The organism is Streptococcus suis YS56 (assembly GCF_000440115.1).
Taxonomy (GTDB): domain Bacteria; phylum Bacillota; class Bacilli; order Lactobacillales; family Streptococcaceae; genus Streptococcus; species Streptococcus suis_L.
Genome location: NZ_ALMY01000070.1, coordinates 55,212 through 76,015, shown reverse-complemented (window position 1 = coordinate 76,015; position 20,804 = coordinate 55,212). Strand labels below are relative to the sequence as shown.

20 protein-coding genes and 1 tRNA gene are annotated in these 20,804 nt (G+C 42.4%); 1 reads left to right on the top strand and 20 read right to left on the bottom strand.

Annotated features, from left to right (window positions below; all coding sequences use genetic code 11):
- Positions 1-422 precede the first annotated feature (422 nt).
- From rpmB to SST62_RS1000000112930, 12 genes are all read right to left on the bottom strand, one after another.
- The gene (rpmB, locus tag SST62_RS0108875; RefSeq protein ID WP_001140948.1) at positions 423-611 is read right to left on the bottom strand and encodes a 50S ribosomal protein L28; all 189 of its coding nucleotides are present in this window, start codon (positions 609-611) and stop codon (positions 423-425) included.
- A gap of 393 nt (positions 612-1,004) precedes the next feature.
- The gene (locus SST62_RS0108870) at positions 1,005-1,886 is read right to left on the bottom strand and encodes a class II fructose-bisphosphate aldolase (protein WP_024396627.1); all 882 of its coding nucleotides are present in this window, start codon (positions 1,884-1,886) and stop codon (positions 1,005-1,007) included.
- Between the two features lie 234 nt (positions 1,887-2,120).
- A tRNA-Leu gene (locus SST62_RS0108865) sits at positions 2,121-2,206 on the bottom strand.
- 283 nt (positions 2,207-2,489) lie between these two features.
- The gene (locus SST62_RS0108860) at positions 2,490-4,094 is read right to left on the bottom strand and encodes a CTP synthase (protein ID WP_029187058.1); all 1,605 of its coding nucleotides are present in this window, start codon (positions 4,092-4,094) and stop codon (positions 2,490-2,492) included.
- Positions 4,095-4,295: 201 nt separating this feature from the next.
- Positions 4,296-4,877, bottom strand: coding sequence for a DNA-directed RNA polymerase subunit delta (gene rpoE, locus SST62_RS0108855; protein WP_011921912.1), 582 nt, complete (start codon positions 4,875-4,877; stop codon positions 4,296-4,298).
- Between the two features lie 126 nt (positions 4,878-5,003).
- Positions 5,004-8,159, bottom strand: coding sequence for a pneumococcal-type histidine triad protein (locus SST62_RS0108850; RefSeq protein WP_029187057.1), 3,156 nt, complete (start codon positions 8,157-8,159; stop codon positions 5,004-5,006).
- A gap of 33 nt (positions 8,160-8,192) precedes the next feature.
- Positions 8,193-9,107 (bottom strand): metal ABC transporter solute-binding protein, Zn/Mn family, encoded by a 915-nt coding sequence (locus tag SST62_RS0108845; protein ID WP_029187056.1) that lies wholly within the window; start codon positions 9,105-9,107, stop codon positions 8,193-8,195.
- A gap of 136 nt (positions 9,108-9,243) precedes the next feature.
- Positions 9,244-10,527: a trigger factor gene (tig, locus tag SST62_RS0108840; protein WP_029187055.1), complete on the bottom strand. Its 1,284-nt coding sequence runs from the start codon at positions 10,525-10,527 to the stop codon at positions 9,244-9,246.
- A 114-nt stretch (positions 10,528-10,641) separates the two neighbouring features.
- The gene (locus SST62_RS0108835; protein WP_029187054.1) at positions 10,642-11,241 is read right to left on the bottom strand and encodes a DUF1349 domain-containing protein; all 600 of its coding nucleotides are present in this window, start codon (positions 11,239-11,241) and stop codon (positions 10,642-10,644) included.
- Between the two features lie 11 nt (positions 11,242-11,252).
- A complete protein-coding gene (locus SST62_RS0108830) occupies positions 11,253-12,140 on the bottom strand; it encodes an alpha/beta hydrolase (protein WP_029187053.1) in 888 nt (295 codons plus the stop codon).
- Between the two features lie 144 nt (positions 12,141-12,284).
- Positions 12,285-12,629, bottom strand: coding sequence for a hypothetical protein (locus SST62_RS1000000112935; protein WP_228376859.1), 345 nt, complete (start codon positions 12,627-12,629; stop codon positions 12,285-12,287).
- 17 nt (positions 12,630-12,646) lie between these two features.
- Entirely contained in the window at positions 12,647-13,303 is a 657-nt protein-coding gene (locus SST62_RS1000000112930; RefSeq protein WP_228376858.1) for an alpha/beta hydrolase, read from the bottom strand.
- Positions 13,304-13,420: 117 nt separating this feature from the next.
- On the opposite strand from SST62_RS1000000112930, the gene SST62_RS0108820 reads away from it, so the two are divergent.
- The gene (locus tag SST62_RS0108820) at positions 13,421-13,954 is read left to right on the top strand and encodes a TetR/AcrR family transcriptional regulator (protein WP_029187052.1); all 534 of its coding nucleotides are present in this window, start codon (positions 13,421-13,423) and stop codon (positions 13,952-13,954) included.
- Position 13,955: 1 nt separating this feature from the next.
- Here the strand turns inward: SST62_RS0108820 and SST62_RS0108815 are convergent, their stop codons facing one another.
- The 8 genes from SST62_RS0108815 to SST62_RS0108780 form a co-directional block, all read right to left on the bottom strand.
- Positions 13,956-15,167, bottom strand: coding sequence for an NADH:flavin oxidoreductase/NADH oxidase family protein (locus tag SST62_RS0108815; RefSeq protein WP_029187051.1), 1,212 nt, complete (start codon positions 15,165-15,167; stop codon positions 13,956-13,958).
- Entirely contained in the window at positions 15,160-16,038 is an 879-nt protein-coding gene (locus SST62_RS0108810) for an SDR family NAD(P)-dependent oxidoreductase (RefSeq protein ID WP_029187050.1), read from the bottom strand. The genes SST62_RS0108815 and SST62_RS0108810 overlap by 8 nt, the downstream gene beginning before the upstream one ends.
- A gap of 1 nt (position 16,039) precedes the next feature.
- On the bottom strand, positions 16,040-16,903 hold the full coding sequence (locus tag SST62_RS0108805) for an SDR family NAD(P)-dependent oxidoreductase (protein WP_029942721.1): 864 nt from the start codon (positions 16,901-16,903) through the stop codon (positions 16,040-16,042).
- Positions 16,896-17,741: an alpha/beta fold hydrolase gene (locus SST62_RS0108800; protein WP_029187049.1), complete on the bottom strand. Its 846-nt coding sequence runs from the start codon at positions 17,739-17,741 to the stop codon at positions 16,896-16,898. The genes SST62_RS0108805 and SST62_RS0108800 overlap by 8 nt, the downstream gene beginning before the upstream one ends.
- An 8-nt stretch (positions 17,742-17,749) precedes the next feature.
- On the bottom strand, positions 17,750-18,754 hold the full coding sequence (locus tag SST62_RS0108795) for an NADP-dependent oxidoreductase (RefSeq protein ID WP_029187048.1): 1,005 nt from the start codon (positions 18,752-18,754) through the stop codon (positions 17,750-17,752).
- Positions 18,755-18,830: 76 nt separating this feature from the next.
- Entirely contained in the window at positions 18,831-19,259 is a 429-nt protein-coding gene (locus SST62_RS0108790) for an Rrf2 family transcriptional regulator (RefSeq protein ID WP_029187047.1), read from the bottom strand.
- 112 nt (positions 19,260-19,371) lie between these two features.
- A complete protein-coding gene (locus SST62_RS0108785; RefSeq protein ID WP_029187046.1) occupies positions 19,372-20,310 on the bottom strand; it encodes an alpha/beta fold hydrolase in 939 nt (312 codons plus the stop codon).
- 176 nt (positions 20,311-20,486) lie between these two features.
- A complete protein-coding gene (locus tag SST62_RS0108780) occupies positions 20,487-20,789 on the bottom strand; it encodes an ArsR/SmtB family transcription factor (RefSeq protein WP_029187045.1) in 303 nt (100 codons plus the stop codon).
- Between the last annotated feature and the right edge of the window lie 15 nt (positions 20,790-20,804).

Genomic DNA, 20,804 nt, shown 5'->3' with positions numbered 1-20,804 from the left:
ACACTTTTTCGAAACTTTTTTCATCCCGCTACTGACTAGCCCCTCAAGAGACAACTCAATTATTCTATCACGACTTATACACGTTGTCAACCGGTTTTTGGAGATTTTTTTGGATTTTTAAAACACTCTCTATTCTTCCAGTTCGTGATTCCCTTCTTACTTAGAACCCGTACGGATATGCTCCTCCCAATGTCAATCCAAGTTTAAATGTTCGACCTTAGAAAAATCCCCCACATCAATACACAGTTCATTTTTGACAACGTTCCTTCTTTGTTAACTTTTCAACAACAATGTGAAGGGCTATATAGTTGATATTCTTTCCTGTTTATTATGTAGTGACCGAATTTGCTCCTCATCGACTTTATATCTAGGCTATTTTTTCCAAAAACAAAAGTCGCTAGATTTTTCTAACGACTTTGTTATTATACGCGTTCAACTTTGCCTGATTTTAGTGCACGTGCTGAAGCCCAAACTTTTTTAGGTTTACCATCAATCAAAACAGTTACTTTTTGAAGGTTTGGTTTAACTGCGCGTTTAGTTTGGTTCATAGCGTGTGAACGGTTGTTACCTGATACAGTCTTACGACCAGTGAAATAACATACTTTAGCCATTGTATCTTCCTCCTCATTTGATCAAATATATCGGATGTGCTAGCACCACATACCATACTATTCTAACAGAAAAGATTGGACTTGGCAAGAATTATTTTCACTTTCTTTTTTTAAAAGTATCTATACTCATAGGTAAATATTTTAATACTACAGTTTGCGCCCCATCCATAATTCTTCGTTCTCTAAGCTATTACAGTCATGAAAACTTTGGAGCGGTTTATATTTTAATTGTTCTCTGCTCACTTCTATCGTAGATTTCTTCATAGCGAAGAACTAGATCAAACTTAATCAACTATTATAATAAAAAGGATTCTCGAAAGAAAATCCTTTTTGGTTTAATCTAAGAAACTTATGCTTTGTTTGCTTGAAATCTGAGATTTCTTCGCAGTTACATTAAGCTTTGTTCGCTGAACCGAATACGTCGATACGCTCTTCAACAGATGCTTGGATAGCTTTCACGCCGTCTGCCAAGAATTTACGTGGGTCAAAGAGTTTTTTCTTATCGTATTCTGCTTCGTTTGCTTCATAAGCCGCTGCAAACTTACGAGTTGCGTTTGCAAATGCGATTTGGCACTCAGTATTAACGTTAACTTTAGCAACGCCCAATTTGATTGCTGCTTGAATTTGCTCATCTGGAATACCAGAACCACCGTGCAATACGATTGGGAAACCAGGTACAGCTTCAGTCAATTTACGCAAGTGGTCAAGATCAAGACCTTCCCAGTTTGCTGGGTATGGGCCGTGGATGTTACCGATACCTGCTGCCAAGAAGTCAATACCAGTTGCAACCATTGCTACTGCATCTTCGATTGGAGCCAATTCACCGCTACCAATGATACCATCTTCTTCACCACCGATAGTACCTACTTCAGCTTCAACTGAGATACCTTTAGCGTGTGCCAATTCTACAACTTCTTTAGCTTTTGCAAGGTTTTCTTCTACTGGAAGGTGTGAACCGTCAAACATGATAGAAGTGTAACCAACTTCGATACATTCAAGTGCATCTTCGTAGTGACCGTGGTCAAGGTGAATAGCAACTGGAACTGTAATGTTCATTGATTCAATCAAGTTTGCAATCAAGTTACGAGCTACTTTGTAACCACCCATGTACTTAGCTGCACCCATAGAAGTTTGGATAAGAACTGGAGCTTGTTTTGCTTCTGCTGCACGCAAGATAGCTTGAGTCCACTCAAGGTTGTTTGTGTTAAATCCACCAACTGCATAACCGTTGTCACGCGCTGCTTGGACAAATTTTTCTGCTGAAACTAATGGCATTTCGATAGCCTCCTAATATTTTTTGAGGTTGCACCTCATACTCTTCTATTCTACCATTTTTATTTTGAAAATGCTAGTTGAAACCGTCTAGTTTTGAGAAAACTTTCACATATCTTTTCATGAAAGGCATAATAATGCCTGTTTCGTATCATTCTTGTAATTTATGAACTAGCATATATCGTGCTCTGCACTTATCTAGACAAAGCAAAAGGACTAGCCTTAGCTAGTCCACTATGCGGAGAGTGGGACTTGAACCCACACGACCTAAAGCGGTCACAGGATCCTTAGTCCTGCGCGTCTGCCAATTCCGCCATCCCCGCTTAACACAAGAACTAGTATATCATTAGGAACTATCCTTGTCAACACTTTTTTTGAATTTTATTTTTTTATTTTTACTTTTTTTTGCCAAAACGTATTGATTTAGCCGATTCTTTTGCAATACTCTACTATTGTATAATGCTTAAAACCATCTAGACAATGATGCCATATGGGGGTGATATTTCGCATTTTCTTCTATGAAATACTGACATCTTTTTCGTTTCGTTATATAAAAAAATATAAAAGAAGATTGAATAATCCAATCTTCTTCTATAGTGGTTATACTTATTTTTCATTCTCTATAGCTGCTGAAACAAAGGCTGTATACAAACCTTCAGGGCGATTAGGACGAGATTGTAGTTCTGGATGATATTGGCAGGCAACGAAGAATTTATTTTCTGGAATTTCAACAATTTCTACCAAACGGTTGTCTGGTGACACGCCTGAGAAAACAAAACCTGCTTTTTCAAATTGTTCACGGAATTCATTGTTAAACTCATAACGATGACGATGGCGACGTTGTACAACTTCTTGATTATCATAAGCAGCTGCAGCCTTGGAGCCACGTTTGAGCTTGCTTGGATAAAGACCTAAACGGAGAGTTCCTCCTAAATCTTCTACTCCAATTTGATCACGCATGATGTCAATAATTGGATATTTGGTTTCTGGGTCTAATTCAAAGCTGTTAGCACCATCTAAACCGAGAACGTAACGAGCAAATTCTACACAGGTCAGCTGCATTCCCAAGCAGACCCCTAGCATTGGCACGTCATTCTCACGAGCATAACGAATGGCTTGTATTTTCCCTTCGGTACCACGTTGTCCAAAGCCACCAGGAACGATAATTCCTTGTGCTTGTCCTAGACGTTCAGCTACGTTTTCTGCTGTCAAATCATTTGCATTGACCCAATCCAATTCGATAGCAGCATCATTTGCATATCCTGAGTGTTTTAGAGCTTCAACTACAGAAATATAGGCATCTTGTAATTCTACATACTTACCAACTAAAGCGATTTTTACTTTTTTCTGGAGATTAAGAACCTTATCTACCATTGCTGTCCACTCTGTCATATCTGCTGGAGGTACGTCGAGTTTCAAGTGATCGCAAACAATTTGATCCATGTTCTGCGCTTGCATATTTAATGGGATTTGGTAAAGATGTTCGACATCCAAGGACTCAATAACTGCTTCTGGAGCGACATCACAGAATTGTGCCAGTTTATTTTTAATTCCTTGTCCAGCAGGCTGCTCTGTCCGAATTACCAACATGTTTGGCTGAATACCTAGACCACGCAACTCTTTTACAGAATGTTGTGTTGGCTTGGTTTTCATTTCACCTGCTGCTTTGAGATAAGGCAAGAGTGTTGTATGGATATACATAACATTGTCTGAACCGACATCTGCCTTCATCTGACGAAGCGCTTCAAGGAATGGCAAGCTTTCAATATCACCTACTGTACCACCCACTTCCGTGATGATGACATCTGCATCTGTAGTACGAGCTGCACGCTTGATTTTGTCCTTGAGAGCATCCGTGATGTGGGGAATGACCTGAACAGTCGCTCCTAGGTACTCTCCCTTACGTTCTTTGCGAAGGACTTCGCTATAAATTTTACCTGTTGTAACATTTGAATATTTGTTCAGGTTAATGTCGATGAAACGCTCATAGTGCCCAAGGTCCAAGTCGGTTTCTGCACCGTCATCCGTCACAAAAACTTCACCGTGTTGATACGGACTCATTGTTCCCGGGTCAATGTTGATGTATGGATCAAATTTTTGGATTGTTACCTTGAGACCTCGGTTCTTCAATAAACGACCTAGACTGGCTGCTACAATCCCTTTTCCGATAGAGGAAACAACGCCACCTGTTACAAAAATATACTTTGTCATGCAAACTCCTTTTCTACGATTCAAGCTAATAGGAAGCAATTTGTGGGGATACTTCCTGTTAACTTGAAGAAAAAACAAAAATAGCTCCCTATCGCTAGGGAGCTCCGACCTCAAAAGAGGTGCCCGATAATATCTTATCGTAATTTGGTAGTCTTGTCAAATTATTTTTAAGAATCTATTGGTATATAATTCTTATAATTCTTATTCGTCAACGACCTCTTCATCTGAATACTCGTCGTCATCTTCACCTAAATCAACATCCTCTTCGTCCAATTCGTCATCTGGAATAATTTCGTTGATTTCCGAATCATAAGACTCAACTTCATCTTTTTCATCATCTGGATTTTCATCATCGTATTCTGATGATACACTACCTGGATAGTTGTCCTCATCTTCCGGATCATCATGTCCATAGTCAATCGCATCATCATCACCATCCATAAAGGCATTGACGCGTTTCTTCTTGCGTTTTGGTGCATCTTCATCATCTTCTTCAAGAGTGATCACTTCTTCGTCAATCTCATCGATTGCGTACCAAGAACGTAAGCCCCATTTGTTTTCGCCAAGTGGAATGAAGCTTCCATCCACATTCAAATCAGAATAGAAGGTTGGGAGGGCTGCGCGAATCTCGCTGTTTGATTTTTCAAGGTAGTTTTGAATTTCATTGACCAAGTCGTTGAAATACATTTCGTTGTCACGTCCACGTTCTTCCAAAATAGCACGGGCTACTTCAATCATGGAAAGTTCGCTTTTTTCTTGTCCTGCAAATACGTTAAGTTCCAAGGCTGTTCTCCTTTTTTGTCTTTCCTTTCTATTTTACGCTAAAAAAGGCAAATAGTCAAAGATAATCTTTATCGTTTTTCTGTAAAAAAATACCTGCAGAGCTCAGCGCTACAGGTATTTTGTTTACTATACTTGTTCTTCTAAACTTGGAAGGGAGATGGTCCGTTTGACCCCATCCTTATCTACAAGTCGAACAACTTTGCTTGTTGCGTCATATTCGAAAGCTTCAAAAGAAACTTTGTAACGGTCTGAGAGCGTGACCAGACTTTGTTCAAAGGTTTTGAAGTCCATGCCAAACTCTTCTGCTCTTCGTTTTAATTCTTCTGTAAACTCGTCAATTTCCTCAGTTTCTTCAGAAATAATTTCTTCATTACTTTCTTCCGTCTCTGTTTCTTCTGTTGATTCAGATGGTGTACTTGGTGTAAATACTCCCCAGCCATCGTCTGAAACAGGGCGTTCTTGTGGATTAGTCATGTAGTACTTAACCGTTGCTAGGAAATCTTCTAAACTATACCCTTCAGGACTTCTTGCACTACCTTGGTCAAACCATTTAAAGGATATATAGTGATAGTGATCTTGATGCGGAATCACTAGAGTCCCGTTGCGTACTTCGGTCGCATAGCCAGCATTGTAGGTCAGTGCTTCGAAAGGAACGACTTTCTTCGCTTCAACTCGGTTGTAAATTTCCTCTGCTGTTTCTTTGGCAACTTGTGGCTGTTCTGGCGTTGTTGTCTCGCCTGCACTTGCTCCTGTTTCAGTTGGTGCAGGTGTTGACGGTGAACTAGAATTAGATTTCTCACGTTGAGCTACCATAGCCTCTGCTGGAATCAGCTCGCTTAAGTAATTCAAATCACTCTTGTTAATCCGACGGTAACCATCTGTAATCACACGTGGGATACGATAGTGATCCGTACCTATTTTCACTTTGGGATCTAATAGGTCTGCCGGGTCAAAAATATAGCCGTCTTTCGTGGTATATTTTCCTGCCGCCTTAGCTTCTGCCAATTCTTCTGCCGAGTGAACAATTTGCCAATTTTTCAAACCTGCACGTTTCTCAATTGGTGTGACATTTTTCGCCAATTCTTCAGCGTCTCGTTTATCAAGAAGAGTTTGTACAGCTTCCAATTCTTCTTTAGATAAATCTTTCTTGGAAATTGAACGCAGAGAACCACCTGTCGCTCTTGGTAGACTGAATGCTTGACTAAAGACAAAACTTGCTGGATCTAGTACGTCTTCCGCCGAGAAGATATAGCCATCATTTGTTGCAAATTTCCCTTTTGCACGTGCATCCATGACTTCTTCTGCGGTGTGAATGATTTGCCAATTTTTCAAGCCTAAGCGGTTTGCTTTAGGTGTTGCATTTAGAATTGGGGGAACAAGATCCGTTGCTTCTCCATCACCATGTCCACTTGTAGTCCAAGCAGATGGACGAATTTCAGGATGTTGCATGATATAGCGGATCGTTGCAATTTGTTCCTTACTCAACCATGTGTAAGGTAGGACGTGGATGTGATCAATGTGTGGAATAATAAAGGATTGTCCAGTATCATAGGTCGCATTCGCTCCCTTCATCGGAATCTGATCCATACCGACCAACATGGCTGGCGTAAGATCTCCTTCTGCAAGCGGTGCAATATCAAAGATATACTGCTTATCTTTTTCTGCCAAGGTCAACTCAGCAAAAGAGATTTTCATCAAATCTAGTTCATCACGACCATACGTATACGTTTTTCCACCTACTTCCATTTCATAAACAACTTTTCCAGCCAACTTACGTTTAGCCGTTACTTGTTTGTATTCAAATGCAGGGCGATTTTCTTCTTGAATTGGTTTTACAGGTGTTGAATCGTTCCCTTGACTTGGTGTTGTGGGTTTAGCATCGTTTCCTACTTGTTCAGATATTTTCGGTGGCACTTGTTTGCCTGCCTTCTCATTAACCCATTCCTCTACTTGCTTGATTTCAAAATCTTCGAGCTCGCCAAAACCAACATAATGGAAATGATCTCCATGACTAGCTATCAACCCTTGATCATCAACTGAGGTAATAGAGGATTTGCTAAAGATGTACCCATCGCTTGTAAAGTATGCCTTACCATCTAACCCTTTTCCATAAGCAGGAATTTGACGTCCCATATAGGAAACTACTTTCCCTGTTGACTGCTTCGGTTGTGTTGGCAATACTGGTTGTGTAGGCGATACCGGTTGCGTTGTAACCGTGCCGATTGGTGTTACTGGACGATTTGGTTGTGTCGGTGTGTGTTGGGAGTGACTTGCTTGTGCACCAGAAGAAACACCTGCTCCATTTACACCAATAATTCGAGAAATCTTCTCTTCTAGAGGAGACATCTGGCTGTATGGGATAAAGTGATAATGGTCGCCGTGTGGAACGATGACACCTGCTGCGGTTTTCTTCGTAATCGTTCTTGGGTCAAATACCAATCCATCTGCTTCTACATGGCGTTGAGATAGCGGCGTTGCATCCAATTGAGCCAATAAACTAGCCAAATCCTGACCTTGCCCCGCACTAATTGTTGTCTGTTGAGCTCTATTGTTTCTATCGCCATATTGACTACCACTAGCCGAGCTCACACTTCCTTTTTGATTCCAGTAATCTTGAGCAGCCTTCAATTCGGCAGCTGATAAATCTTTTTTAGGAATAAAGTGGAAATGGTCGCCGTGCGGAACGATAAAACCATCTCCCGTATCTTCAATAACATCTGTCGGATTAAAGACATAGCCATCGTCTGTTCTGTAGCGGCCGTCTTTACTATTTCCTGTTGCCTGATTCTTACTGTCAGCAGAAGAGATTCCTTTTTGCCGCTCCACTTCTTCTTTGCTACGAACATTTTTACGTTTGCTAGGGTCTTTTAGATAGAGATAGTATTTCCCGTCGACTTTTATGACGTAGCCATCCTGGACTTCATTGATGATGTGACTGTCTTGTAAAACATAGTTTGGGTCCTTCATGACCAACTCTTCACTAAAAATCGCATCAAAAGAGACTTTACCATTATAGTAGTGGAAATGGTCGCCGTGTGATGTCACATAGCCTTGATCAGTAATTTTAACGACTATCTGCTCAGCGTCAATATTTTCCTTGGCAGAAACTTGATCAGGCGTTAATTGTTCAGCAACGGTAGTTTGTACACTTTGACTATCTTCAATATAGGACACACGATTTTTTTGCTCCTCCATCGCTTGGAAACGTCCAAGCTGATAGCTACAGAGACTCATCCCTAAAACAAGGGCGGCTACGGAGCCAACAACTACTTTTTTCTTCATTTTTTCTCCTTTCGGTCGATAGAATTCGGCATTTTATTTTAACTCTTGAGCTAATGTTTCTAAGACTTGCTCTAGATTTTCTAGATAGGTTAAATTATTTTCTGGATCTGCTTCAAGAGGATCCAACACTTTTAAGTCCACACCTGTCGAACTCGCCAATGCCTTGGCAAGCTTATCCGAGGCACCTTTTTCTGTAAAAATTGTTTGCACATTGTAGGTGTCAACAAATTCTTTAATTTCTGCCAACTGTCTAGGGCTTGGTTCCTCCTCTGAAACTCCTGCGATTCCCAACTGCTTCAACCCGAAGCGTTGCGCAGTGTAAGAGAAGGCTGTGTGTTGAGTGACAAATGTTTTTGATGTGGCTTTTGAAAAGATTGGGCTATACTTGTCTGCCAACTTTTGCGCCTTTTCCTCCAAGGTTGCGGCATTTTGACGATAATAATCCGCATTCTTAGGATCACTTTCTGCTAAAAGTTCACCGATCGCAACAGCTTCCTGACCAACCAAAACTGGATCCAGCCATGTGTGGGGGTCATATAAACTAGCTTCATCAATCCCTTGACCAGCTTCCATGTCTTCTAAGCCTGGAACCTTTGTCAGCGGTAAATTAGTCGAAGCCTCCAAAACCTTGACAGATGAACCTTGCAAATTAGGTTCCAAACGTCCTGCCCAGGATTCCAAAATTCGCGAATGATAGATAAAAACATCTGCATCGTATATGGCCTTTATGTCCGCAGCCGATGGTTCATACGAGTGTATGCCCTGTCTTGAGCCAATCATTCGAACATCATTTTTGCTCCCAGACACTTCCTTAACCAGTGAATAAATTGGGTAAAAACTAGTGATAATAGTCAACCCCTCCTTCTCTTCCGACTTGGGCTGAAGTTGGCAAGCGGCCAACAAACAGATCAAACTCAGACAGAGAAAGCTAAACAATTTCTTTTTCATAGTTCCTCCTTTAAAATTATTAACTAGTTAAGTTTATATCACAAAATAATTAACTGGTCAAGTACTTTTTAGAGATTATATTATTTTTTTCTAAAAAAAGAAAACCCGATTGTGTCGAGTTTTCCAATTTGCATTCTTATTTTACAGTTGCAGTGCTTGTGATCACTTCAACAGCTTTCTTCACAGCGATGTCGTGTTTGAGCATGTCTGGTGAAAGAAGAGTGCGAACTTGTTCTACTTCCATGTTGTAAGTTGCTGCCAAGTCTTCGATTTCTTTGTTGATTTCTTCTTCAGTTGCTTCAAAGCCTTCTGCTTTCGCTACCGCTTCAACAACCAAGTTTGTCTTCGTACGTTTTTCAGCATCTGCTTCGTATTGTTTATGAAGGTCCTCACGAGTTGTACCAGTGATTTGGAAGTACATATCCGGTGAGATACCTTGTTGTTGCATACCACCCAAGAATTCATTGATTGCACGGTGAACTTCTTCGTGAATCATTTCTTCTGGCAATTCAACGATTTCAGCGTTTTCTACAGCCAATTCAAGAGCTGCTGATTCAACTGCATCGTCAAAGGCAACTTCTTTTGCTGCTTCCAATTCTTTACGGTACTTAGCTTTCAACTCATCAAGTGTTTCTACTTCTTCGTCGATGTCTTTTGCCAATTCATCATCCAAAGCTGGAACTTCTTTTGCTTTTACTTCGTGGATTTTTGTCACGAAGAGGGCTGGTTTACCAGCAAGGTCAGCTGCTTGATAGTCTTCTGGGAAAGTCACTTCAACGTTTACTTCTTCACCAGCTGCGTGGCCTACCAATTGTGCTTCAAAACCTGGGATGAATTGACCTGAACCAAGTCCAAGTGAGAAGTTCTCACCTTTACCGCCGTCAAATTCAACGCCGTCGATTGAACCTACAAAGTCGATAACAACTGTGTCGCCTTCAGCTGCTGGGCCTTCTTTGATAACCAATTCAGCCAAGTTGTTGCGTTCGCGTTCGATTTTTGCATCTACTTCTTCGTCAGATACTTCTTTAGTTGCTTCTACTGAAACTGCCAAGTTTTTGTAGTCACCCAATTTTACTTCAGGTTTTGTCACAACTTCAGCAGTGATTGTCCAGTCTTGACCTTTTTCCATAGATACAACGTCGATTTTTGGTTGTGCAACGACTTCAAGACCAGCTTCAGCAACTGCTGCTTCATAAGCTGCTGGTAAAAGGGCATTTACTACATCTTGGTAAAGTGCTTCTTCACCGAATTTTTGGTTGAAAACGGCACGTGGCAAGTGACCTTTACGGAAACCTGGAAGATTGATATCTTTCTTAACTTTGTTGAAAACGCGGTCCAATTCTGGTTTGATTGCATCTTGACCGATTGTGAAAGTCAAAACGCCGCGGTTTGTTTCTTTTGCTTCAAATGATACAGACATTCTGTCATTCTCCTTAAAATTTTATTGCATACTCTTCATTATACCACAAATGACAAGGATTTCAACGATTTTATAATGGACTTTCGGGAAATGGCAGAGCTGGAAGCTAATCTTCTAATCTGGTTGTTGTCCGTCGTGGGCCAGCCACTTGCAGTCAGTTAAACTCATTTCGGAAAAGACCGCTTCAAAAGAAGAATCCTCTGGCGAGCAGGCATAGATTCCAAAATGGATTTTACCATTACCTTCATGCAGATGGCAGATCCGCATCTGCTCAAAATGGACACCGTCTTTGGAGTTTTCAATGCAGAAATCACTGCCCCGTCGGCTCAAACGGTAATAGATAGACTTGACAGAAGCTGGTATTTCCTGAGTTGCCCAGTCTGAAAAGCCGTGATTGGTCACGACACTGCCCAAGTGCTGAAACTCCTCATTTTCATACTCAATTGAGCCCTTAATCCAGTTTTCCGAGTCCTGATAAACCACGACACCACACTGGTCAAAGCGGGTATGACTATTGGAAAAATCTGTCTTAACCGTAAAGGAGAAATACTCTTCCGCCGTATCCATCAAGAGCAGGGGAGCATTGTCATTGACAAAATGGTAATAGGTCTTCTGCCACAAGTCCGTGTGAGCTTGGGTTGTGATTCTGATTTCCTTATCTGAGATCTGGTAGTTTTCTGGCTCTCGTACCCAGTAAAAATTCTTGGTGTTCATTTGATTTCCTTTCATTTTAGACTGTCTAACCAGTCACCGATTGCTGCTTCTGCCTGTCTTGCCAAGTTTTCCTGCTCTTCATTGACCACTTGGGACATATCCGTCGTCGCCCCTGTCAAACCTTCGGGGTTATTGGACTCGATGAAACTGTGGACGGCTTCTGGATAGTCGATGACAGTGACCGTGCGACCTGCTTCTTTCATTTCTTCTATAAAAGGCTTGGCCTTTTGGGAGATAGGGTCCTGACCTGCCAAGATAAAAAGCGTTGGCGGGAAACCTTCCACTTGATTTGACACAGAAAGTCCCGTCGTCCACGGATATGCCATAATCAAACCTGCCAAGTCAAACTGTTGCTTAGCCAATAATTCGCTGGCAAGGGCTGCATAGTTGGCACCTGCGGAGTAGCCGATAATGGAAAATTGAGTCAGATCCACTTCATAAGCAGCCTTTTCCTTGGCGAAATACAAGACCGTATCCTTGATTTCCTCTGCTCCGTAGGAAATGGGCTGGACGTCCGCCTTGGTATAATTGACCGTTACAATGACCGCCTGCCATTGATCCGCCAGTCGCTGACTTTGGGTATCCAGGACATCCGCATCTCCTCCGACAAAACCGCCACCGTGGACATTGACCACCAAGGGAAGCGGAGTTTGACCAGCCTCACTTGGACGGTAAAGGTTGACACGAACAGGCTCTTTTCCAGGTCGCTTAATCACCAATCGCTCTCCTATCAACTGACTGTCAGGCTTCACCAAGACTGCTCGGTGGGCTTGATTGCTTGCACGATAAGACTGCAAGAAAACAGTAAAGCCGACCAGCAAGAGCAGACTAAGCACTGTCCAGAGGGACAAGAGGCTAAACTGGATTTTCCATTTTCTAGGTAGTTCTCTAAACTTCATCTTATCCCACCATTACCTGTATCAAAGACCCCAAGGTCAGCCAAAAATAGAGTAAGAATAACAGGGGTAAAATTACCGCTGCTATTCGTAAGCCAATAATCACATTACGCCATTTTGGCGGCAAGTCGTGTAAGGTTTTTGTTTTCATTCTTTTGTTCGATCTTCTAAAAAGGTCATCATACGGTCAAAGGCTTCTGCAGACACAGGGTCGTTTCTTAAATTCGATACAAAGCCATGCGGTTTTTCCAGTCCTTTTTCTGCTAAGGGATCGACCAACTCATGAACAACATCCGCCTGTTTCAAAGCCTGTTGAAGCGTGATTAGGTCGGTACGGTATTCACTGCCCAAAAGGAAACTTGCTGGATAATCCTTGGTCACATGGAGAATCGGGTTATAGGCATTGATTTCTTCTTCGCTGAGATAAATAGTCCCCGCCACGTAGTTGCCCACCAACATCTTGGCACCCAAAGAAAGCTTAGGATAATCCAAAGGGGCATCATCAATAACTAAGCCTTGACCTGTTCTTTGGCGATACTTGGCTCCATGTTCAATAGCTGAGCGTAGTTCGGGTTAGCTAAGACACTGCCATATTGGGCAACCATAATAGCTCCCGCTGATGAGCCCATTAGAACGACATTGTCCATATTCAAATGATATTCTGCAGCGTGTTCCTTTATATAAGCAATCGCCTGATTCATCTGAATGAGAGGCGTTGGAAAATGATAGTCTGGCACCAAAGCGTAGTCCACATTTACAAGATTATAGCCCTTTGAAACCATATCATCAAGCAAATAAGTCGCTTCACTGGCTGCCAGCGGGTCGCCCATATTTTTACTACCTGCAAAGAATCCACCGCCATGAAAATAAAACAGCGTTGGACGATCAGCTTCTAGATTTTGGTCTGGATAGATAATATCTAAAAAGCTATTGGGATATTCCTTGCTGTAAGCAATCTCACTTTTCAGATAGTGACCATTTTCTTTCGGACCGTCAATAGCTTCATTAAGAGGACGATAGGAGTTGGGCGAACTGGACTTGTAAATCATCTTTTGAATAGCACCTACTACTAACTGTGGATGATTGGTAACTGTCACATAAGCAATCAGACCTAAGCCTGCTACAATTCCAAGCAACCACAAAAGATAGGTTTGCATCTTCTTCATACACAATTCCTTTCTTTTTTACATCAGACTTGTGAAAAAACTAGGAGTATTATACAATCAAAAAAGATTTGAGACAAGTGTCTCACAACAAATAAGACTGAAAGCAGAATATGTCTCATGAAAGAACACTATGTAGAAAACCAGCTGAGCCAGACCCTTATCCAACTCTTACAAGAAAAAGACCTCCACAACCTGACAGTCAAGGAGGTTTGCTTGAAAGCTCAAATCGGACGAGCCTCCTTTTATCGTTACTATTCTTCGCTAGAAGATATTCTCTCCCAGCAATCCCGCCGCCTCATGCAAGAATGGGGACGAGCGTTTGAAGCCAACCCGCAGTCAACACCTGATAGGGTCTTTCAAAGCCTCTTCCAGCATTTTCTGGAACACAAGGCATTTTACAGCATCCTCTACCGCTACCAGCTAACTCAGGTCATCGTGGATACTATAAAGGAAAAGATTGAATTAACAGCTGACCTGCCTAATGATGTCGCCTACGGCAAATCCTTTTTTGCCTATGCCATTTTCGGCTGGATCAATGAGTGGATCTCACGCGGTATGCCAGAAAATCCGACCCAACTCAATCAGCTCTTTCAAGAACAAGCTGGGGTTATTTTGGGGACGTTGCAGGCCTTGTATGACCAAGAGTTATAAATCACTTCCTTCTCGGTTTCAAAGCAGACAAGCCATGGACTCTGACTGTCTGAAGAAGGTAAGGCCAGGCATTTTTACTAATTTTAGCACTTCTCCCCTTGGCTAACCGTTTCATCTGTGCTTCGTAATAACTAACACCTATAATAGGACCAAGTGCCTTATCAAGTTTTGGAAGACCTGTTGTTAGACGTGGTGTTGACAGCTGAAAATCACTGTCTTCTCTGTAGTCACTAACAAGATTTGGTCGTAAAACAAAGGGTCTGGCAAGACCAATCATCGACACCCCTTCTTCAATTACCTCTTCCATTTGAGTGACCTTACGAAAACCGCCTGTTGACACAATCGGAACTGAAGTAAGGTCTGCTAAGGCTACTGCATAGGTGACAAAGCCAGCTCCACTCTCATATTCACCACCAAAGACCGGAGTTTCATAATTTCCACCTGAAATTTCAATCAGGTCAATGCTCAGGTCAGACATGCGTTTTACCACATATTTACAATCCTCGAATCCAAAGCCCTCTTCTTTAAAATCAGAGGCATTCAATTTCAAGGCAATGGTAAAATCAGGTCCCACTTTTTCACGAAGCCCTTGGTAAACTTCAACAAGAAACCGCATCCGATTGTCCAGACTTCCTCCATAAAGGTCTGTCCGCCGATTATCAGCTGGCGAGAGGAATTGATTGATTAGATAACCATGAGCAGCGTGCAACTGCACCCCTGTAAATCCAGCGGCTTTTGCACGAACACCTGCCGCAATAAATTTATCCCTGGCTTCCTTAATCTCAAAAACGGTCATCTCTCTAGGCGGACGAAAAGCAGACGCTGAACCACCTGAAATCGAAATAGCACTGGGGGCAATAGGCGTTTGGTTGATAGAACGATACATCTGTTTTCCAGGGTGATTGAGCTGAAGCCAGATAGGGACACCGTTTTGTTGTCCAACGGCTGCCCACTTCCGAAATTGATTCAAATGAGCGTCTGAATCAAGGACCACATTGCCCGGTTCTCCCAGATAGCGACCGTCCACCATGACATTACCTGTCACTAGGACGCCCATACCCTGCTTGGCCCAGTAATCATATAGAGCAATCAAGCCATCCGAGGGAGCTTGTTGCTTGTCAGCCATGGTTTCACTCATAGCTGATTTGAAAAAGCGGCTCTCTAAGACTTGACCATTTGGCAGTTGGAGAGGTTCCAACAGGAGTTTATCCATGATTTGCCTCCTTAGAAACTGACAGTTTGTCTTCACAATAGGTCAGTAGCTTTTGCAAGCTGACTTGTGAAAAGTTCTTTTCGGCAACTGGTTTGACCTGACAATCATCAAAATAAAGGCCAGACTGGTCAGCAACTTCAGCTGATATAGCTAAATAATAGCCTGTTTTGATACCTTCTTCCACACTTTTAGGCTGATTCTTATCCTCTGATGACTGACTAGTGTTAGCTTGTTTGGTTATGATTGGTTTGCCTCCCGTCACCATCTTTGTAGCAATTAAACCTGGGTGGTAGGCATTAACCGTGATTGGTAGCTCTTGGTCAGCAAACTGTTCTGCAAAATAACGCGTCAGCCAAATGATATAGAGTTTGGAATTATTGTAAGCTAGTTTAGGACTATAGCTCCGCTCAAAACCAAAGTCTAAGTCTGTCGTGTCAGCAAAGTGGTGCATATAGGAAGAAGTGTTGATGATACGACCTGCTTCCGATCTTGCTAACAAAGTCTGTAAGTCCTTTATAATCATATAGGGAGCCAAGACGGACACCATAAAAGTCAGTTCGACATTTTCCTTATTGGCCTGCCGTTCAGAGCCTGAAAATATTCCAGCATTATTGATGAGAACATCTAACTTTTTAAAGTCCCGTTGTATAGCTTTGTTAAACTGTTTGACCTCCTCTATGTTAGAAAAATCAGCCCGATAAGCATGTAGGAGGTTGCTACCAGTTTCCTGCTGAAGGCTCATCAAGGTTTCTTGCAGTTTTTCTTTGTTACGACCATGGAGAATAACCTCGTGCCCATCTCTTGCCAAGGTCAGAGCTAAATGTCTACCAATTCCATCTGTCGAACCTGTGATTAAAATAGTCTTAGTCATCTCATTTCTCCTCAAAAAGGGCGAGCTTTTCCCGACAATAATTCAAAAGTGCCTGTCCTTTATCTCTATCATAACCTTTCAGACTAACCTTAGCTACCTTCTTTTCTGAAAAATAGCGTCCTGATACAGTGGCAACTTCAGGAGAAAGGGTGAGGTAGTAACCCGTTTCAATCCCTTGGTCTAAGTCCTTAGAAAACGGCTTCATTAAGCCTGTTAAAATCCGACTTCTGAGATTACGCTTGACACCATCATTGCCCAAATTGGTCGCAATCAAACCTGGATGATAGGCATTGACCGTAACCGATGACCCTTGCTTTTCTAAGAATTCTGCCTGGGCAATCGCCAACCAAATGGTGTAGAGTTTAGCATTGTTATAGGCCATGGCTGCGGAATAGCTCTTCTCTAAGCCAAAATCCAAGCCCTTGCTTTGGGCAAAATGGTGCATAAAGGAAGAGGTATGGACGACCCTACCTGCCTCTGCTTGTTCCAACAAGGGCATCAACTCTGTCGTCAAGACATAGGGAACTTGGACAGACAGCATAAAAGTCATCTCGATATTTTCTGCCGTTGCCACACGGGCGTCACCAAAATAGGCTCCCGCATTGTTGAACAAGACATCAATCTTGTCAAAATCTCTGCGAATCTCCTCACTAAAACGATAAACATCTGCTAGCTTTGAAAAGTCAGCTAGATAGCCATGAATGTTTTTATTCCCTGTTTTTAGCTGAATATCACTGAGGGCTACACGTAGCTTTTCACTATTTCGCCCATGCAGGATGACTTCATGGCCTTCGCTAGCTAGTTTCATGGCCAAGTGTTTGCCAATTCCATCCGTTGAGCCTGTGATTAAAATGGTTTTAGACATTTGTTTCCTCCAAAAATGCGATTAACTCATTTGAAAACTCTTCTGCATTTTGGAAGATAGATCCGTGACCCGCATTTGGATAGATGATCAGTTGGCTGTTTTTAATTTTCTCATGCATAATATAAGAGTTCTCAGTCGGTACTTGCATGTCCTTGTCACCGTTGACGATCAGCGTTGGTTGCGTGATAAAGGTCATATCGTCTTGAGGATCTCTACCCCAGCGTTTGATTGCCTTCAGCTGTGTAAAAAATCCAGAGACATTCATGTCCTTGTCTGCATACTCGGCTTTTCTTTCTCCCATACGACCCAAAACTTTTTCAGCTTCCAGTCGGCCTGTTTCATCGTGGTTGTAGAAGATGTAGCGTTTAGGATCCACACGCTCCAGACCTGCCTTCAGCATATAGCGAAAGGTTTTTCCTGTTACCTTATCGACTTCAATACCGCCACGAGGACCTGTTCCTGCTAGAATCAAGCGGTTAACCATTTGGCTATCGATACGAACGATTTCTTGGGCAATAAAACCACCCATAGAAAGACCGAGCAGGTTAATTTTCGTATGCCCCAAGGCCTTGATAATAGCATGAGCCTGCTCTGCCATTCCTGGAATAGTGGAAGCTACCTTGCCTTGACTGGCTCCGACACCAGGCAAATCAAGGACAATGACATGTTCTTTTTCAGCTAGTAAGTCTAGCAATTTTGGATCCCAGTTGTCCAAGGTTGCGGCCAAATGGACCAACATGACCAAGGGCAGTTTAGACTTGCCCTTGCCTAGTTCACGGTAGGCAATTTGATTGCCAGCGACAGTAATGTATTGGTTTTTGGTATCGATATAAGACATGACTTCTCCTATTTTTCAAAACTGAGGACAGTTTTTCCACGTGAGCGACCGTTGGCTACCTTGTCCAAGGCTGCGTTGACTTCTTCAAATGGATAAACGGTGTCGATAGACGGTTTGATTTCTAGCTTGCTGAAAATATCTGCCACTTCTTGCAGCTGTTGCCCATTGCTTTCTACGAAGATGAAATGGTAGTGTACTCCGTAGCTTTCCGCCATTTTATCAAACTTGCGACCAACCAAGCCAAGCAGGATTTGTTTCCATTTTGGCAGGTTCATGCGTTTGGCAAACTCACCGTTTGGCATGGCACGGAGGGAAACTAGGTGACCACCTTTTTTCATGATAGACATTTGTTTCTCAGTTTCTGCACCGCCAAGCGTGTCCAGTACATAGTCAACATTTTTAACTGTTTTAGTGTAATCTTCTGTTTTATAGTCAATAAAGCGATCTGCACCTAAAGCCAAGACACGCTCACCACTAGCACCATCTCCGTTGGTAATAACGGTCAAACCTTTAGCTTTGGCAATCGGAATGGCCATACCACCGACACCACCAGTACCACCTGAGATGAAAATAGTCTTACCGGCCTCTGCACCCATGAGATTAAGAGCTTGCATAATAGTCAAGGCCGTCAGAGGAACAGCTGCCGCTTCCACATCTGTCAGATAGGCAGGAACTTTGGCAAGAGCTGTAGCCTCAACCGCCACATACTCTGCAAAGGCACCGATGTTGTCGAGAGGAAGACGACCAAAGACACGGTCCCCAGCCTCAAACTTGGTCACACTTGAGCCGACCTCCTCAACCAAGCCAACGACCTCATTGCCCGCTGTTTGTGGTAATTTGTAAGGGACAATCATCTTGACATCTCCACGAGAAATCATGTTGTCTAGAGGATTGACACCTGCTGCGGTCACTTTGACAAGGACTTGATTGGGTTTGATTTGAGGTTTAGCAATGTCAGTTAGGTTAAGTACGATATTGTTTTTGTTATAAGATGTGTGTTGTGCTGCTTTCATGGTTTACTCCTTTTATTTTAAGACTTGTATCTGATACAAGTCTAAGTTGTGCTAAATAGAAACTGACTTGTGAAAGTCAGTTGGATTTTTTGGCCTCTTGATACAAGTTAGCAATGACCTGGACCAAGCTTTCTTGGGATAATCTATCCTGCAAATCCTGCTCAATGGTCGCAAAGATTGGCTGGACAGCTCCTGCAATGTGCCGACCAACTGGGCAGGATTGATTGGCGTGTTGGTGCTGTTGAAAGAGCTGGATATGCGTGACTTCCTGGGTGGCATAGTAGATGTCCAGGAGACTGATGTCCGCCGGATCCTTGCTCAACTCATAGCCAGCCTTGCCCTGCTGGGACTGGATGATGCCTGCATTCTTCAAGAGAGCGATGACCTTGCGGATATAACTGGCATTGGTACCGACGCTGGTTGCCAAGACCTGCGACGTCATGACATCACTACTCTCGCTAATCATGGTCAAAATATGCAGAGCTACTGAAAATTTGGTATCCATGGAAATCCTCCTTTTGAACTTGTATCAACCTCGAGAACAAGTTTGACATAAAGAAATCTACTTGGCAAGGATTTTGTTCAAAAAAATCACAACCGATTGGCTGTGATAGATTTTATAAATTCCGTTTGATAAAGCGATTGTTACTATCATTCATCACGCGAAGGGCTTTGTGTTCCACGGGATAGTGTCCACCGTTTGGCAACTGAACAACCTCCACTGGTACTTTTGAAATTTGATCCAAGACAGGACGACTCAACTCATACGGTGTCCATTTATCCGCATCTGGTTGCGTTAGTAAAATAGGAGAAACTGCGAAATCCTTAGGAGCAATCTCTGGAACGTAGTTCATGTACGATTGCAAGAAATTGATAGAAGCAAGATTGCCAGCAGATGTCTTATCTTTCATAAAGACTTTGAGCAAGTCCTTGTCATTGACAAGAGCTGACATTTTGGAAGCAAACCACATAGGTAGCTGAAGACGACCCAAGCCCAAAGCTTTTCCAAGTGTCAACATAGGAACACCAATTCGCCCCATGAGAATATGGCTGGTCGTTTGATCTCGGACAATTTGAGCTTTTTGATCCAAGAAGGTCATGCCAATAATCCCTTTTACCTTTGGATTGCGGGCAGCAACGTGATAGGTTTCCATTCCGCCAGCACTCAAGCCATACAAGAAAATCGGACGGTCATCTCGTGCCAACTCTCTGTCAATCAAGGCCGCTCCAATCTCTACCCAGTCATCATACGTGACACTCTTACGATCACGAACTTGGGAAACGCCATAAGTTGGCATATCAATCATAATGGTTTCATAGCCATTTTTTGATTGTGGACCACCGAGAATCATAGAAATTTGTCGGCCGTTTGTCCCCACACCATGAAAGGCAATGATTTTAGCTGGTGCAGCTGGATTCCTAAAAGTATCCAAGTGCAAGCGGTGACCTTTGTAGTTCCACCATTCTTCCTTAGGTTGGTAAGAAGCTGTAAACTGATAATCAGCTGGTAAAGTTTTCATAATTTCTTTCCAAGTTGTTTGTGTTGTATAGGTCATTTTTTTATCCTCTTTTTCGTTTCTATATTTTTAAACCTTTCGACATATGGGAGATAAGAAAATTTAATACTCAATGAAAATCAAAATTAGCCTAGGAAACGAAGCTGAAGATAGAACTGGAGTTCATCAAAGCAAGTTAACAACGGATAATTTTGATTTTCGAAGAGTATAAAGTCTTACTTTAAATCCTCCTCTATAGACCGCACCAGGTCATTCAAGATAACCAGTGCCTCTTCTAAGCACACACTGTAATAGCGTTCCTTCCCATCTTTTCGATAGGTGACAAGATCTGCTGAGTAGAGCAATTTCAGATGATGCGAGACTGTTGGACGAGAAAGTGACATATGGTCTGTCAACTGATTAACCGTCATCTCTCCCTTATCAAACAAGAGCATCAACATATCTTGCCGACTCTCATCTTGTAACATGGTAAAAGCTGGAATAGCCTTCCGCAAATACTGCATTGTTTTTTGACTCATTTTCCACCTCGTATT